Source organism: Paenibacillus sp. NPDC057886 (genome assembly GCF_042796655.1).
Lineage (GTDB): Bacteria > Bacillota > Bacilli > Paenibacillales > Paenibacillaceae > Paenibacillus.
Genome location: NZ_JBHVMZ010000001.1, coordinates 429,506 through 445,118, shown reverse-complemented (window position 1 = coordinate 445,118; position 15,613 = coordinate 429,506). Strand labels below are relative to the sequence as shown.

Annotated in this window: 13 protein-coding genes; 1 reads left to right on the top strand and 12 read right to left on the bottom strand. The window is 46.9% G+C overall.

All coding sequences use genetic code 11. The features are described from left to right. Positions 1 to 24: 24 nt before the first annotated feature. From trmFO to ACFVQB_RS01925, 6 genes are all read right to left on the bottom strand, one after another. On the bottom strand, positions 25 to 1,368 hold the full coding sequence (gene trmFO / locus ACFVQB_RS01950; RefSeq protein WP_371121177.1) for an FADH(2)-oxidizing methylenetetrahydrofolate--tRNA-(uracil(54)-C(5))-methyltransferase TrmFO: 1,344 nt from the start codon (positions 1,366 to 1,368) through the stop codon (positions 25 to 27). Positions 1,369 to 1,391: 23 nt separating this feature from the next. Continuing rightward, complete coding sequence (topA, locus tag ACFVQB_RS01945) at positions 1,392 to 3,482, bottom strand: type I DNA topoisomerase (RefSeq protein WP_379434751.1); 2,091 nt, start codon at positions 3,480 to 3,482, stop codon at positions 1,392 to 1,394. Between the two features lie 120 nt (positions 3,483 to 3,602). After that, on the bottom strand, positions 3,603 to 4,733 hold the full coding sequence (gene dprA, locus ACFVQB_RS01940) for a DNA-processing protein DprA (protein ID WP_379434750.1): 1,131 nt from the start codon (positions 4,731 to 4,733) through the stop codon (positions 3,603 to 3,605). A 249-nt stretch (positions 4,734 to 4,982) separates the two neighbouring features. Beyond that, a complete protein-coding gene (gene sucD / locus ACFVQB_RS01935) occupies positions 4,983 to 5,912 on the bottom strand; it encodes a succinate--CoA ligase subunit alpha (RefSeq protein ID WP_024630202.1) in 930 nt (309 codons plus the stop codon). A 79-nt stretch (positions 5,913 to 5,991) separates the two neighbouring features. Beyond that, positions 5,992 to 7,152: an ADP-forming succinate--CoA ligase subunit beta gene (gene sucC, locus ACFVQB_RS01930; RefSeq protein WP_024630201.1), complete on the bottom strand. Its 1,161-nt coding sequence runs from the start codon at positions 7,150 to 7,152 to the stop codon at positions 5,992 to 5,994. 250 nt (positions 7,153 to 7,402) lie between these two features. Beyond that, positions 7,403 to 7,858: a MarR family winged helix-turn-helix transcriptional regulator gene (locus ACFVQB_RS01925; RefSeq protein ID WP_109999820.1), complete on the bottom strand. Its 456-nt coding sequence runs from the start codon at positions 7,856 to 7,858 to the stop codon at positions 7,403 to 7,405. A gap of 394 nt (positions 7,859 to 8,252) precedes the next feature. On the opposite strand from ACFVQB_RS01925, the gene ACFVQB_RS01920 reads away from it, so the two are divergent. Then, on the top strand, positions 8,253 to 9,857 hold the full coding sequence (locus ACFVQB_RS01920) for a YifB family Mg chelatase-like AAA ATPase (protein ID WP_379434749.1): 1,605 nt from the start codon (positions 8,253 to 8,255) through the stop codon (positions 9,855 to 9,857). 216 nt (positions 9,858 to 10,073) lie between these two features. Here ACFVQB_RS01920 and ACFVQB_RS01915 read toward each other — a convergent pair whose 3' ends face one another. The 6 genes from ACFVQB_RS01915 to ACFVQB_RS01890 form a co-directional block, all read right to left on the bottom strand. Then, entirely contained in the window at positions 10,074 to 10,625 is a 552-nt protein-coding gene (locus ACFVQB_RS01915) for a nitroreductase family protein (protein WP_379434748.1), read from the bottom strand. A 267-nt stretch (positions 10,626 to 10,892) separates the two neighbouring features. Beyond that, positions 10,893 to 12,104: a carboxypeptidase-like regulatory domain-containing protein gene (locus ACFVQB_RS01910; protein WP_379434746.1), complete on the bottom strand. Its 1,212-nt coding sequence runs from the start codon at positions 12,102 to 12,104 to the stop codon at positions 10,893 to 10,895. Between the two features lie 62 nt (positions 12,105 to 12,166). Beyond that, positions 12,167 to 12,328 carry a paeninodin family lasso peptide gene (locus tag ACFVQB_RS01905; RefSeq protein WP_379434744.1) on the bottom strand — a complete coding sequence of 54 codons (162 nt, stop codon included), beginning with the start codon at positions 12,326 to 12,328 and terminating at the stop codon, positions 12,167 to 12,169. 509 nt (positions 12,329 to 12,837) lie between these two features. After that, entirely contained in the window at positions 12,838 to 13,236 is a 399-nt protein-coding gene (locus ACFVQB_RS01900) for a YraN family protein (RefSeq protein WP_379434743.1), read from the bottom strand. Beyond that, the gene (locus tag ACFVQB_RS01895) at positions 13,230 to 13,538 is read right to left on the bottom strand and encodes an EscU/YscU/HrcU family type III secretion system export apparatus switch protein (RefSeq protein WP_379434742.1); all 309 of its coding nucleotides are present in this window, start codon (positions 13,536 to 13,538) and stop codon (positions 13,230 to 13,232) included. Before ACFVQB_RS01895 ends, ACFVQB_RS01900 begins: the two co-directional genes overlap by 7 nt. Next, positions 13,535 to 15,586 carry a DNA ligase gene (locus ACFVQB_RS01890; protein ID WP_379434741.1) on the bottom strand — a complete coding sequence of 684 codons (2,052 nt, stop codon included), beginning with the start codon at positions 15,584 to 15,586 and terminating at the stop codon, positions 13,535 to 13,537. Before ACFVQB_RS01890 ends, ACFVQB_RS01895 begins: the two co-directional genes overlap by 4 nt. Positions 15,587 to 15,613: the final 27 nt, after the last annotated feature.

Here is a 15,613-nt window from a genome sequence, read left to right as displayed (position 1 = left end):
TATCAGCCTCCTCCCACGATTAATTTACACGCGTTCCGGAACGGTTAGACCTTCTGCTGCTGCAAAACGGGCAATGCCATCCAGTGCACGCTGCGCAAGTGCTTCATTCTTTTCCTTTTTGTTGCGTATTTTAGTTTCCAGCTTCGGCAGTAATCCGAAGTTAGCATTCATTGGCTGGAAGTGTTTGAAATCAGCTGTAGTAATATACTGTGCCATACTGCCCAGTGTTGTCTCCACCGGCAATACCACCAGTTCCTGTCCAAGCGCTGCTTTGGCCGCATTCATACCCGCGATTAAACCGGAAGCCGCAGATTCTACATAACCTTCTACTCCCGTCATTTGACCTGCAAAGAACAGGTTCGGACGCTCTTTGAACTGATACGTTGGACGGAGCAATTTGGGAGAATTGATAAATGTATTACGGTGCATTACGCCATAACGGACGAATTCCGCATTTTCAAGTCCAGGGATCAAAGAAAAGACACGCTTTTGTTCTCCCCATTTCAGATGCGTCTGGAATCCTACCAGATTGTACAGCGTTCCTGCTGCATTGTCCTGTCTAAGCTGAACAACAGCATGAGGCAATTCTCCAGTATGCGGATTGACGAGTCCTACAGGTTTCATAGGACCAAACAAAGCCGTTTGTTTGCCACGCTTCATCATGACTTCAATGGGCATACAGCCTTCGAAATAAATTTCTTTCTCAAACTCTTTCAGTTGAGCAACTTCCGCTGTGATCAATGCTTCATAGAATACATCGAATTCCTCTTCTGTCATTGGACAGTTCAAGTATGCTGCTTCGCCCTTATCATAACGTGAAGCTAGATAAACTTTATTCATATCAATGGAATCTTTTTCGATAATTGGCGCAGCCGCATCATAGAAGTAAAAGTATTCTTCACCCATAAGGGCCTTGATTTGCTCTGACAATGCTGGTGAAGTCAAAGGCCCCGTTGCAACTACAACGATTCCGTCTTCCGGCAAAGAAGTCAGCTCTTCATTGACTACTTCGATGAGTGGATGCTGATGAAGCGTAGATGTGATCTCGCCTGAAAATCCGTCCCGGTCCACAGCAAGTGCTCCACCTGCTGGAACGGCATGACGGTCTGCTGCACCCAAGACGAGAGAATTAAGCATTCTCATTTCTTCCTTCAATACACCAACTGCGTTAGTCAATCCATTGGCACGAAGCGAGTTGCTGCACACCAGTTCTGCAAATTTATCTGTATGGTGAGCCGGCGTTTTCACAACCGGTCTCATCTCGTATAGTTTTACGCGCACACCGCGACTTGCGATCTGCCAAGCCGCTTCTGTTCCTGCCAACCCGGCACCAATAACGGTTACTTGTTGTTCATTCGTCAAAATCATTTACCCCCATTATGCTAATCCGCTCATTCTTCTTCCGGTTCCTCTACCGGCTCTTGATGATCACATGAAGTACACTGTAATCGTGTTCCCTGTTTGTTCCGTTTCTCAATCATTAGTGATCCACAACTTGGACATGGTTTCGCTGATGGTTTATCCCATGATACAAAATCACATTCAGGATACTTGTCGCAACCATAGAAAATACGTCCCTTTTTACTGCGGCGTTCAACAACATGCCCTTCCTTACATTTCGGACAAGTTACACCGATATCCTTGATGATCGGTTTGGTATTCCGGCAATCCGGAAATCCAGAACATGCGAGAAACTTGCCGAAACGACCCAGCTTATAAACGAGCGGTTTGCCGCACTTCTCACATATTTCATCCGATACTTCATCTTCAATCTCGATTTCTTTCATTTCTTCTTCTGCAAACTCCAGCCGTTTCTCAAAAGATTCGTAGAATTCTGCGAGTACTTTGACCCAATCCTCCGACCCTTCCTCCACATGGTCAAGATCACCTTCCATGTTGGCGGTGAACTCCACATTCAGGATCTCCGGGAAAAACTCCTCCATCTGTTCAATGACCAGTTCGCCCAGTTCTGTAGGCATGAATTTCTTCTCTTCAATTGCAACATATCCGCGCTTCTGAATGGTCTCCAGCGTTGGCGCATATGTACTCGGACGCCCTATACCCAGTTCTTCAAGCGTTTTAACCAATCTTGCTTCCGTATAACGTGGTGGCGGCTGTGTAAAGTGCTGTTTTGGCTCGATTTCCCGATTCTCCAGCACATCCCCACTTTTCAGCGGAGGCAACAGACGATCTTCTTCCGTTGTACCGTCATCATTACCTTCTACATATACCTTCATGAATCCCTGGAAACGAACCTTCGAACCCGCTGCCCGGAAAATGGTATCTCCTGCAGCAATGTCCACGGATAGTGTATCCAGAACGGCAGATGACATCTGACTTGCTATAAAACGTTCCCAAACCAGTTTGTACAACCGGAATTGATCACGACTCATAAACGATTTAATGGAGTCCGGATCACGCAAAATCGACGTTGGACGAATCGCTTCATGCGCGTCTTGAGCATTGGCTGCTTTTTTAGAATAGTTTCTAGGCGTCTCTGGTGCAAATGGCTCACCGTACTTGCCAATAATGTATTCCTTGGCTTCTTCCTGAGCCGAAGCAGCAATCCTTGTGGAGTCAGTACGCATATACGTAATGAGACCCACTGTGCCTTCTTTTCCGAGGTCTACACCTTCATACAGTTGTTGGGCAACGGACATCGTCTTGGAAGCTCTGAAATTCAATTTACGTGCCGCTTCCTGCTGCAAGGAACTCGTTGTGAACGGAGCAGAAGGGTTACGGCTACGTTCCTTTTCTTTTACTTCCTTAACGGTAAAAGAAGCGCCCTCGATCTGTTTCAGGATGGCCTGTACCTCTGCTTCACTACCAAGTTCAGTTTTGGTACCGTTCAATTGATGGAACTTGGCTTCAAACGGATTCCCGTCTGCTGTCAGTTTGGCTGTAATACTCCAGTACTCTTCCGGTTCAAAATCATTAATTTCATTTTCACGATCCAAAATGATTTTGACGGCCACGGACTGAACTCGGCCAGCGGACAATCCTTTTTTGACTTTCTTCCATAATAATGGACTAATTTTATATCCTACAAGCCGATCGAGAATACGTCTGGCCTGCTGCGCGTTAACCAGATCCATATTGATCTTTCGCGGCGTTTTGAACGCATCTTTGACCGCCTGTTTCGTAATTTCATTAAATACAACCCGGCAATCTGCTGTGTCGTCCAGTTCAAGTGCATGGGCTAAATGCCATGCAATAGCCTCACCTTCGCGATCCGGGTCAGCTGCGAGATACACTTTTTTCACTTTCTTTCGTGCATCTTTCAGTTCTTTTAAAATAGAACCTTTGCCGCGGATCGTAATATATTTCGGATTAAAATCGTTCTCCACCTCAACGCCGATCTGACTCTTTGGCAAATCGCGCACATGTCCCATCGAAGCTTTTACGATGAACTTGCTGCCTAAATATTTGCCGATCGTCTTCGCCTTTGAGGGCGACTCCACGATTACGAGTGCATCCGCCATAGGTTCATCCTCCTCTCAGTCATGAAACTGCTGCTTGTTTTTATGATTCATACTTCATTAGCAGCAGGACTAACTTCCGCTAATAATCTATTTTCACATGCTGCCTTGATCGCAGCATCGTCATACCCTCGCGTATTTGGTTCCAGGTAATTGGCTAATCTGCTTTTTTATGATTAAAGATAACAGAACTGAATGCAAATGTCCAAAATCCCAGTTGAGCTGTTCCACAAGTTGATCCAGTGATTGCTCTTCCTGCTCTAGCAGATAAATAACACGTTGTTCATCTGAAGATAGTTTTACGACAGGGAATATTCCTTCATTGGAACTTTCACTACTTTCCGCCGAACGTCCTCTATTGTAAGGAAGTTGTTCGGCATTTGGCAAGTCCAATCGAAACTCTTCCAATAAATCTGTGGCGCAGGTCACCAATTTTGCCCCCTGACGAATCAGATTGTGAGAGCCTCGGCTTTTGGGGGATGTAATGGGACCTGGGACTGCAAACACGTCTCTTCCCGCTTCGAGCGCAGCATCTGCTGTAATGAGTGATCCGCTTCGGATATCAGCTTCAACGACTAACGTACCCAGTGTTAACCCTGCAATGATCCGATTACGTTCCGGGAATAATCCCTGACGTGCACGTGTACCTGGAGGATATTCTGACAAGAGTAGCCCTGTTTCGGCAATACGTTCGGCAAGACTTGTATTTTCAGGAGGATAGATGTTGTCAATTCCTGTTCCAAATACCGCAATGGTTTTGCCGTTTGCACGAAGAGCCGCATCGTGACATACACTATCTATTCCTCTGGCAAGCCCGCTTACAATAGTCAGCCCAGCCTTGCATAATTGCTCGGCCAGCTTCTCACCAATTTTACGTCCGTATACAGTGGGCATGCGGGTTCCTACCATTGCAATGGATGGAGTGTGCAACAGATTCAGATCTCCGCGACCATACATTACCCAGGGTGCCTGAACGGTTTCCTTCATTAATATCGGGTAGTCATGATCCAAATAGGTAACGACCTCAATTCCTTGTTTATAAATACTCTCTTGTCTCTGCTCAATCCAGTCGACATTGAATTGCTTAGTTAAACGCGTAGCCTGATCTTTGCGTAAACCCGCGGCAATCCAATCTCCTTCTTTATAATGCAGAAGATCCGTCAGCTGATCTTCTCCTGATAACAGTTTCGAAATTGTTTTCTTACCAATACCATCCATTTCATGCAGTCCAATCAAAATCCATCTTTCTTCCATAATTCAGAAACCTCCCATAGCGGGAAGAAAATCTTCCCTCATATTGTGTGATAAGTGACAACGGATTGCAAGCGTTTACTCTTACAGGCAGACAACAGGTGCCCTTTTACACCCAGTAAAAAAACGCAAAAAAGCAACCCTTCGTCCTGTTCAGGACAAAAGGTTGCTTACCTTTTCCGCATTATCAATAGTCGGTTCACCAGGAAAACAAATTTCCTGCACCGTTTCTTCTATTATAACGGAAAAGAATTAATGTGTCGTGCACAAATTAAGAATTCCACGTTCTTCAAGTACGCTCACAAGAGTCGAGCCCATTTCAGCCGGCGTTGGAGCAACTTTGATTCCGCAAGATTCCAGTTTCGCAATTTTTTCTTTGGCTGTACCTTTACCACCAGAGATAATAGCACCTGCATGACCCATGCGTTTGCCTGGAGGCGCCGTAACACCACCAATAAAGCCAACTACCGGTTTGGTCATGTTATCGCGTACCCACTCTGCAGCATCTTCTTCAGCCGTACCACCGATTTCACCGATCATGATGACCGCATGCGTCTGCGGATCTTCATTGAACCGTTTCAGGATATCAATGAACTCGGAGCCTTTAACCGGGTCGCCCCCGATTCCCACAGCAGAAGATTGTCCAATTCCACGCGCAGACAATTGATGAACAGCTTCATACGTGAGTGTTCCACTACGAGAAACCACGCCAACGTGACCAGGCATATGAATATAACCCGGCATGATGCCGATTTTGCATTCACCTGGTGTAATAACGCCCGGACAGTTTGGTCCGATCAGAACGGTATCTTTGCCTTCCATGAAACGGTCAACCTTGACCATATCAAGTACCGGGATACCTTCCGTAATACAGATCACGAGATCCAGCTCTGCGTCAACAGCTTCCATGATGGAATCCGCTGCAAATGCCGGAGGAACGTAGATGACGCTCGCTGTTGCGCCAGTAGCTTCCTTCGCTTCCTGTACCGTATTGAACACCGGGAGACTGACTACTTTGCCATCTTCCAGCGTGATATCAACATTGGTTCCGCCTTTACCCGGTGTAACGCCGCCTACCATCTGGGTTCCGTAGTCCAATGCGCCCTTCGTGTGGAACATTCCCGTTGAACCCGTAATGCCTTGCGTAATGACTTTTGTATTTTTATCAATCAAAATACTCACGTTGCTTCACATCCTTACGGTTATTTTTCAAGTGCCGGACAGCTCCGGAACTAAGGCAGCAATTTGCCCAGGAATGAACTTATTTTACGAGGGCAACAATTTTCTGTGCACCATCGGCCATAGAATCAGCAGGAACGATATTCAGGCCAGATTCACCCAAAATACGTTTACCAAGTTCCACGTTAGTTCCTTCAAGACGAACAACCAGCGGTTTAGTCAGGCCAAGCTGCTTCGCAGCTTCAACAACACCATTGGCAATGACATCACAACGCATAATGCCGCCAAAAATGTTAACGAAGATACCCGCCACTTTGGCGTCAGACAAAATGATTTTGAAAGCTTCGGTCACTTTCTCTGTTGTCGCACCGCCCCCAACATCGAGGAAGTTGGCCGGGTCGCCGCCATAGTATTTGATGATATCCATCGTCGCCATCGCAAGTCCTGCACCATTGACCATACAGCCGATGTTGCCATCAAGTGCTATGTAGCTCAGGTCGTATTTGGAAGCTTCGATTTCTTTTTCGTCTTCTTCATCCAAGTCGCGCAGTTCCAGAATGTCTTTGTGACGGAACAAGGCGTTGGAATCAAAATTCAATTTTGCATCCAGCGCGATAACGTTTCCATCTCCGGTAACAACGAGTGGATTGATCTCGGCAATGGAGCAATCTTTTTCGACAAATGCTGTGTACAACGCAAGCATAAACTTAACTGCTTTGTTCACCAACTCATTCGGAATACGGATGCTGTACGCCAGTTTACGTGCCTGGAACACTTGCAATCCAATTGCAGGGTCAATAATTTCCTTGAAAATTTTCTCAGGTGTAGCTTCAGCTACTTCTTCGATCTCTGTACCGCCTTCTTCGGAAGCCATCATTACGACGCGGCCTGTGGCACGGTCCACAACAACACCCACATAATACTCTTTGCGGATATCGCATCCTTCTTCAATCAGAAGACGCTTCACTTCTTTACCTTCAGGTCCAGTCTGGTGTGTTACCAATACTTTTCCCAAAATTTCGGATGCGTAAGCACGAACTTCGTCGATACTTTTCGCTACTTTCACGCCGCCGGCTTTCCCCCGGCCACCTGCATGAATTTGCGCTTTTACTACAGTCACCGGACTGCCCAGTGCCTCTGCGGCCGCAACCGCTTCATCGACTGTATAAGCAACCTTTCCGTTTGGAACGGTGACTCCATACTGTTTCAGTACTTCTTTTCCTTGATATTCATGGATATTCATTCTCGAATCCTCCTATCAACATGACTGCAACAAGGCGGGTTGGTAGACTAACAAAAGACAAATGTTGACTATTTTCACTTAAACCCAATTCATTGTAACATGTTTTTAAAACGCTTTCCTTAAAAAAGTAATGGTTAATAGACAGTATTTTGATATGGGTATGATCCCATATTGTGAATGCTTGGATATTAATGGGAAAAACCTTGGCTAATAAGCCAAGGTTTCTTGATAGTATTACGATGCTGCCATTTTATTTTCTGGCTTCTTTTGTATTGGTCTGATGGACTTTCTCCAGCAGGCCCTTAAACTGTCCCAGTAAAGATTCGAACTCAGTACTATTCAGACATGCATCTTCCTGGATTGCTTCAGGTATAGACAAGGCTTTATGGCGAAGTTCCCGCCCGGCGTCTGTAAGTGTAATCAATACTTTTCGTTCATCCTGGGCTGAACGCTCGCGATGAATAAGTCCTGCTGACTGCAAACGTTTCAGAAGAGGCGTCAATGTCCCTGAGTCGAGGTAAAGTGCCTCTCCGATTTCCTTAACCGTACATTCTTCACGTTCCCACAAAACCATCAAGACCAGGTATTGAGAATAGGTTACACCAAGCACCTCAAGATAGGGCTGGTACATCTTCGTAATTTCACGTGAACAAGCGTATATGGCAAAGCATAATTGATTATCCAGCTTCAAACTTTCATTCTGCATAGATCCGTCTCACCTACCTATTGTGCATTCTATAATCCTTTTAATGGAGGTTACCCCCTGCTATAACCGCTAGAATTTGCGAATTATCAGGAACCCTTCATCTATCTTATCATAAATTAGAAAAAAAACAGAATAATTGAGCACAAATGATTTTACTTTTCCATTTAATAGTGTTAAATTAAATTGTATAAAATATAATTTTGCAGGAAAGTTCATTGGGTAAACTGTAAACAATCCAGGAGTCAGGGATAGATACACAGCAGCTATGACGATGACGGGTTGACGCCCTGATTTCTTTTATATAAAATGCTTGTTAGAAGCTGAGGAAGCACCTTAATTCGTAGACTGGCCCGTATTATGCGCGCCAAGGACGAAGTGAGGTGTTTCTTTTATTATGTACGGGAAACTGCATAGTGCCTGTTTATATGGAATTGACGGAGTTTTAATTGAAGTGGAAACAGATTTGTCGAATGGTTTACCCCAGACGTCTATTATCGGATTGCCAGATTCGGCTATTCGTGAAGCAGTTGAACGCGTTCGTGCAGCTATAAAAAACTGTGGCTATCAGTATCCGTTGCAGCGGATTACGATTAATCTCGCCCCTGCTGATCTGCGCAAGGAAGGATCTTCTTTTGATCTTGCCATTGCTATTGGTTTACTTACGACAAGTGGTCAGCTGGTACTTCCTGTACAGGAACGGACATTGGTGGTGGGTGAGCTGGCATTGGACGGTTCAGTGAGATCTGTGCCTGGCATTTTGTCCATGGTAGATTTGGCGAAACGGCAAGGCTTTACCTCCGTTCTTCTGCCCGCCGATAATCTGGAAGAGGCTTCGCTGATTCGGGGTATTCAGGTATATGGCATTCGTCATTTGCAAGATATCGTTCCTGAACAGGAAACGAATTCAAAGAACAAGGAAGGATTGCTGCAGAATACGGGGCCTGTTGTTTTAAAAGATTACGCCCATCTGTCTGCTCTAAATCCCAATTTCGGAGATATGGAGCTTCATGAGCGCCCAATGCGCTCTTCATCGTTGGATGATGATTATAGTGATGTTTTGGGACAGCATCACGTAAAGCGTGCACTCATGATTGCCGCAGCAGGCATGCACAATATTCTGCTCGTCGGACCACCAGGAACTGGGAAAACCATGTTAATTAAACGACTGCCTACGATTCTCCCTCCGTTGTCCGAAGACGAAGCGCTGGAAGTAACCAAAGTGCTAAGTGCCGCAGGCAAGCTTAAAGATACCTCGAATGGTCTCATTGCAGACAGACCCTTTCGCTCTCCACACCATACGATCTCCACTTCAGGTCTGATTGGAGGTGGCGGCATCCCTAAACCGGGTGAAGTAAGTCTTGCCCACCGGGGTATATTGTTTCTGGATGAGCTGCCAGAGTTTCAGCGGCAAGTCCTAGAAGTGTTGAGACAGCCATTGGAGGATCGTAAAGTTACCATTAGCCGTGCGAGAGCCGCGTTCACATTTCCAGCCCAATTTATGCTCGCATGCTCTATGAATCCCTGTCCTTGCGGATATCTCTCTGCCCAGTCAGACGATCAAAGATGTATATGCAGTCCTGCTCGTGTTGCCGCCTACCGTGCCAAAATTTCCGGACCCTTGCTGGACCGAATCGACCTGCAGGTCGAAGTTCCTCCCCCAGGCGAGTGGCGCAAGGCTGGCGCTTCTCCTTCATCTGCGGAAATGCAGGCCAAAGTCATTCATGCTCATCATATTCAGGCTGCACGTTATGCTAATAGTTCAGTTCGCTGGAATAGCCAGTTATCAGGAACCCTTTTACGTCGAACGATCCGTCTGTCTGAAGAAGCAGACCAACTGCTCAAACAGACACTGCAAGCACTGAACCTGAGCATGCGTGCACATGATCGAATTATTAAGATGGCCCAGACGATCGCAGATCTGGATCATGAGGGAGAAATTTTGACAGCTCATGTGGCTGAGGCGATACAGTATCGTCAACTGGATTTAAACTTATTTTGAGGGTCAACCTTACAATGAAGCTTTAAGGAAAAATACATTACCCTCACCACCCAGCATCATGATACGTTTAAGCGAGATATCTGTAGATTTCAAATTCAAGGTTACATAGTTTTACAAGTCAAATACCCCTACATATATATCCTCTGTATGAGAGGCATACGTGCAGGGGCTTTGCATAGAGCATCACGTTCCAATGTGTGGCGAACAAGATATCAATTATTCAAATATAGTCAGCTTGTCCTTGGCTGGTGTACGCTCTTTGGCAGAAGGAATAACATCTGGATATCCCATGTAAACCATACCGATAATTTTTTCCCCAGCCTGAATACCAAGGGATTTACGGAATTTGGGCCCATACAGGAAAGGCTTGGTTACCCAGAACGTACCGATGTCTTCACTCCATGCCGCGAGTAGGAAGTTCTGTACCAATGCACTCACTGCTGCAAAATCTTCATCCCAGATATTCTGGCGTGGATCTTCTTCCATAACAACAAGCATGACGGCAGGGACCTGCTTGATATTGGCAGAGAACTTGTTATCCTCTCCCATCTCTGCATCAATAGCGTCTGCCAGCTTGTTCAATCCACTTCCACTAAACAACAAAAACCGCCACGGCTCACGCAATTTATGATTGGGTGCCCATACGGCTGTGTCCAATAAATCAATAATCTGCTGTGTGGGAACAGCTTCTTTTTTAAACTTTTTGACGGTGCGACGATTTTGAATAGCTTCTCTTACAGCGTTACCCGCTTGGGTAGATTTACTCATGACCATGCCTCCCAGGTTATAAAAAATTATCCGTGACCGCAGTTCAAGCCTGCGATGTAAATCGACTCATTTATGAAAAATCATACGGTGCAGCAAACTGGATTACAGTCTTGATTATACACTGATCGGTTCATAGGATTCAAAGGAATGCTGACAACATTATTTCGTTCTGGTCATTTCGGATGCAAAAAGACGACTCCGACTCTTACCCCGCGAAGGGAATCATAGAGTCAACGTCGCCTTTCTTCATTATATTTAGCTATTTAATCAGTACGGGTATGATCCTGCTCCTTCAAACTCCCCATTCACAAAATCCATTTTGTTTATTTTCTCCTGGTTACCGGCGACATCCGTACTGAAATACTCCACTGTTTTGACATCAGGAGCATAAATTTTTACTGGTCCGGTAAATATGATCCATTCCCCCCCATTGATTCTGTACTGGGTCATTTTCAAACCAGATCCGTTAACTTCGTCCGTTGCCTTTAACTTAAAGTTAAATCCATTAATATATTGTTTTCCGTTGGATACCTCTGTCAGAGGAACTAAAGCATATTTGGTTACAGGCGGGGTTTTGTCCACATTACTCTTGAGAATAAAATCAAATGCATTGTTAGGTCCTTTAATCAGGGTCACCTTTAGCGTTTGCTTGGGATAACCATCTGCTTCAACAGAGATTGTGCTTGATCCGGGAGGCAGTCGATCCAAGGAATACCTGCCTTGATTGTCTGTTTTCGTCTGGAGATTATAAATATTTACCGTGGCCCCTGCAATCGCCTTCCCCTTCTCATCTAGCACTGAGCCACTCACCTTGGCAGCCTCTTGTAATGTTATGTTCAACTTCTCTGTAACCCCGGTATATAGATAAAGATATTTTGTGTAAGGCACATAGCCATCTGAATCAACCTGAATCACAATATCAGCGACGGAATAAGGATCAATACCTGTAATTGCATAGTTCCCATCCTTGTCCGTCTTCACAAACTGGCTGACAGTTGTTGCTTTAACCACAGCACCCACAACAGGTTTTCCTAATCGATCAGTAACTTTGCCTACAACTGTTGCTGGTTCAAACAGCACTAAATTCACTATTTTTGTATCCCCCGGATTCAAGGTAACATAACTAAAATTCATTCCTGAATCCAAGTACCCCTTGGCTACCGCTTTAATGGAGAAATCTGTGCTTTCACTTATTGCCGTTTCAAATCGAAAATCTCCTTTCGAATCGGTTTTTACTATTTGTTTTTGTGTCCCACCCGTTTGCTGCGTAATATGTACATTCACATCTCTCACTGGGAAACCATCGTTATCGGTAATTTGGCCGATAATTTTCGAAGTTTGAGCGAGACGATTAACTATTCCCCCCGCAGAAGCATCTTTGGATGCAGCATATGTCGTTCCAGAATGCAGCAGACCAAACACCCCGGAAAATAATAAAAATACACTTAAACGAATCATCCATTTCCATTGAATACTCATGACAATCGTTCACCTCATCCAAATATAGTAGTAAGTCCTGTGACAATATGAAATCGTTCTATCTAACTGACTAGCATTTCGAGCTTCCAAAATTCCCCGCCCCATACATATTGCCAAATCCCTTCACCGCCGTTCATGGTTTCGCTAATATCCAGCACTTCCATTCGAGGGGTCTCCCACACCTGTTTTTCTTTCTTTACTGCAACACTTTGAATTTCTTTCATAGTGCACACCTCGTTTCTCATATTTTCTTTTTTCATTTTATTATAAATGATACATTTTGTATCCAACTATTTTAAGTGCTCCAATCTCTTTCGTCGTCTAGCAACAAGTTAGAAACACAACGCAGCCGGGCATTGTTTATGGCTTTAGAACGAACTTTGGAAAGGGCATATTACAGGCTGAGGAGAAAGAGAGTGCTTACAGCAGATAACTCAGTAGCTTTGACTGAATTAAAACACATCGTTCGAACTCTTATTTGGAGAATTATTAATTAGATGCGGCCTGTTAACAATCAGAAAGGGGAGTACAAACAATGTGGATAAATGATATTACCAACAAAACGATACAAATCGTATCTTTAGTTTGATATGTAACGTATAGATGCTCTTAAGTTCTTTTTTACCTCTAACTTCTAACCAGTTCCAAAAAAAATAACCCACGAGAGAGTCACTTTTTCTAGTGACTTTCTCGTGGGTTAACACATCAAAATAATCGCGTATATAGTAGTAACTCAAAATGCATTAATTATATGATCAACCGAGACGGTTTCGCCTGCTTTATCCAGCATGACTGCGATCACATCAAAACGGATTTGATGATTTGTCTCTCCCGTCATTTGCAAATATACAGATGCGGTTGCACGTACCTGCTGCATTTTACGGATATCTACCGACTCCTGGGGTGTTCCATACTGCCCAGTTCCACTTCTACTGCGGACTTCAATAAAAATAATCATGCCTTCAAGAGAAGCAACGATATCAATCTCACCGCTTCGGCAGCGCCAGTTACGCTTCAAAATGCGATAATCATGCTCCCGAAGCCAGTCGCAAGCAGCTTCTTCACCCAATCGTCCTTTTTGCTGACGTGTCAGTTTTGAAGCTGGACCCTGTTCTGATCTGTGCTCTACCATGGTTCCTCTTCCTCTCGTCCAGAAGCCAGACGGTCAGCACGATAAATATAGGTTAACACTTCAGCCACCAGTTGATACAGCTCCGACGGAATCTGTTCATCCAAATCCAGCTTGGATAACACTTCGACAAGTGCAGCATCCTCCTGAACGGGCACACCGTTCTCTTTAGCTTTATCCAAAATGGCTTCTGCCACTTTGCCACGGCCTTTGGCTACGACCACTGGCGCTTCGCTCTCACCAGGTACATATTTTAAAGCAACGGCCTTTTTGGATATCAGGTCCGGTTGCGAATCCTCTTTCATACCCGCATGTCCACCCCTTTATATCGTTCAGGACTGTAGTCCGAGGCAGTCATTTTCCGTTCGGCACCTGGTTCCTGGCCAACAGGCCAGGGTTCCGCCTTAAAAGTCAGCAACTGATAGCCCAGCTTGTCCAACGCCCGATGGATCTCCTCGCGCCCACTTTCCAGGAGCGGTCCCATCCCTTCGCCGTCATTCAGCACACGCAGACTAACGATATTATTGACAACATGCACATCGACCAACGTTGGGCCGAGACTCTTCATATCCAGATCAAACCACAGGCGGCAGTTGGAAGCATCCAATTCACCACGTTGCCCCCGGCGTGATTGAATCTGAACGGACGCCGTCTCTTCTCCGTCAGGTCCGGTAATGGGGATAAACCAGTGCATCTGGGCAAAAGTAGCACTGCGATCCGTTGTCAGCAATAACTGCTGACCTGTCAGAAATTGCACAGCCTGTCCGGCGGCATCCTTGAGCGCCGCCGGTGCACCATCGCTGCTGGCCAGCTGCAGCAGCAAGCCCTTGAGCGTGTCCGCGGTTCCCGGACTCGCCACATCTCCCACGCGCGCCTGCGCAGCCGCGCCGTGCACTGCCTGCTGCTCGTGCTCCGCACCGAGCAGCTTCAACACACGCCCCACCCACGGGTCCCCCTCGTGGGTGACAGGCGCCGCCGCAGCTCCCGCAGGTGCTGCGGCACTACCGCCAGCCGGCAGCGCATCCGCGCCGGCTGGCAAAGGCTGCGGCACGCCTCCGGCAGCCGTAGCCGCCTGGCCGCCCTGCGATGCAGGGGCGGCCTGTGTCGCCGCACCAGGCTGTGCCGGTGCGGCTGTGGACGCGCTGCGCAGCGCGTCCAGCAGCGCCAGCAGCTTGGGCGCCAGCTGCGCTGCCGATGGAGCTGCTGGCGCCGCCTGCCCTGCTGCGGAAGCGGTAGGCCCCGCAGCAGCAGGCGTTTCAACGCGGCCGTCGGTTCGTCCGGCCACGCCCCCCTCAGGCTGGCCCGCAATCACTCGGCCAGCCGCAGCATCCACGGCCGCCCCCGTCGTACCTGGGCGGCTCCCAGCAACGCCCGCGTCAGCTGTACGCGGGCTCTCACCAGGTATTCCGGTTCCTGCCGGAATACCTGTACCCAGCTTGCCAGCAGTTTCAACATGGCTGGCCCCATTCTTAAGCCCAGCAGTCTCGGCATTTCCTGCTCCAGTCTGCCCATTGCCTTTCACCGCACCACCAGCAGCAGTATCCTCCGATCCATCAGCCACTGGAGCAGCACCTGCGGGCGCTCCAGGCACGAGTTGCCCTGCTGCCAAGCCAGAAGTTCCTCCTGTCACTCTCCCACCGCCTGACGCACCTACCTTTACTCCGGTCTGTTCTCCAGTCACCGAAACCGGCAATCCAGCCATGACGGCTGGTTTCACCGTGGTTGCCTGTTCACCAGTCGGCAGCGTTTTCCCCGCGGTTTGGGTCAACATGGACTCCAGCTGTTCAGCCAAACCCTTCAACAACTGATGTAGTGGCGGACCAAATACAGCTTGATGCAAGCCCTTTACCGTTTCCGCTGTAACCGGAAGACCACGCTGAAAAGCAATACCTGTCGCCTGTACCCACTCTTCAACAGGCACCTGTGCAGGTTTGGCTGTCATCATATTTTGAACCATGGTTACATTATCCTTGGTTAAAGGTAATCCGCTTCGCTGCATGGCTAACAGCAGATCCCGATTCCCCTTCGTATCCGGCAGACCTACCTCCTGAAGCAAATTGTTCAAAGACGCCTGTGGCAGCTCTGCCAATGTACCCGTCAGTGGTTTCATAACCGTTACGCCATTTTCACCTGGAGGCTGGACCTGAAGCAAAGTTGTTTCACCTGGCCGAAGTGGGGTTTCCAGTTTTGCACGCACCTGTACACCCTGAATCTGAAGAACCGCATCTGCTCCATCATCGGATACACTAACCACAGAACCCCGTACAACCTGACCTTCTTTTAACTCCAGTGGCTTGGCATTTCCCGGTTTACTATCCCCCAGCAATCCACGAATCACGGAACTTATATTCATGCTCTTCACCCTCCCTCCATGTATGGT

Excerpts from the sequence above, each read along its gene's own strand:
- trmFO (WP_371121177.1), bottom strand. The coding sequence starts at position 1,368 with ATGATTTTGACGAATGAACAACAAGTAACCGTTATTGGTGCCGGGTTG.
- topA (WP_379434751.1), bottom strand. The coding sequence starts at position 3,482 with ATGGCGGATGCACTCGTAATCGTGGAGTCGCCCTCAAAGGCGAAGACG.
- dprA (WP_379434750.1), bottom strand. The coding sequence starts at position 4,733 with ATGGAAGAAAGATGGATTTTGATTGGACTGCATGAAATGGATGGTATT.
- sucC (WP_024630201.1), bottom strand. The coding sequence starts at position 7,152 with ATGAATATCCATGAATATCAAGGAAAAGAAGTACTGAAACAGTATGGA.
- ACFVQB_RS01925 (WP_109999820.1), bottom strand. The coding sequence starts at position 7,858 with ATGCAGAATGAAAGTTTGAAGCTGGATAATCAATTATGCTTTGCCATA.
- ACFVQB_RS01920 (WP_379434749.1), top strand. The coding sequence starts at position 8,253 with ATGTACGGGAAACTGCATAGTGCCTGTTTATATGGAATTGACGGAGTT.
- ACFVQB_RS01915 (WP_379434748.1), bottom strand. The coding sequence starts at position 10,625 with ATGAGTAAATCTACCCAAGCGGGTAACGCTGTAAGAGAAGCTATTCAA.
- ACFVQB_RS01910 (WP_379434746.1), bottom strand. The coding sequence starts at position 12,104 with ATGAGTATTCAATGGAAATGGATGATTCGTTTAAGTGTATTTTTATTA.
- ACFVQB_RS01905 (WP_379434744.1), bottom strand. The coding sequence starts at position 12,328 with ATGAAAGAAATTCAAAGTGTTGCAGTAAAGAAAGAAAAACAGGTGTGG.
- ACFVQB_RS01900 (WP_379434743.1), bottom strand. The coding sequence starts at position 13,236 with ATGGTAGAGCACAGATCAGAACAGGGTCCAGCTTCAAAACTGACACGT.
- ACFVQB_RS01895 (WP_379434742.1), bottom strand. The coding sequence starts at position 13,538 with ATGAAAGAGGATTCGCAACCGGACCTGATATCCAAAAAGGCCGTTGCT.
- ACFVQB_RS01890 (WP_379434741.1), bottom strand. The coding sequence starts at position 15,586 with ATGAATATAAGTTCCGTGATTCGTGGATTGCTGGGGGATAGTAAACCG.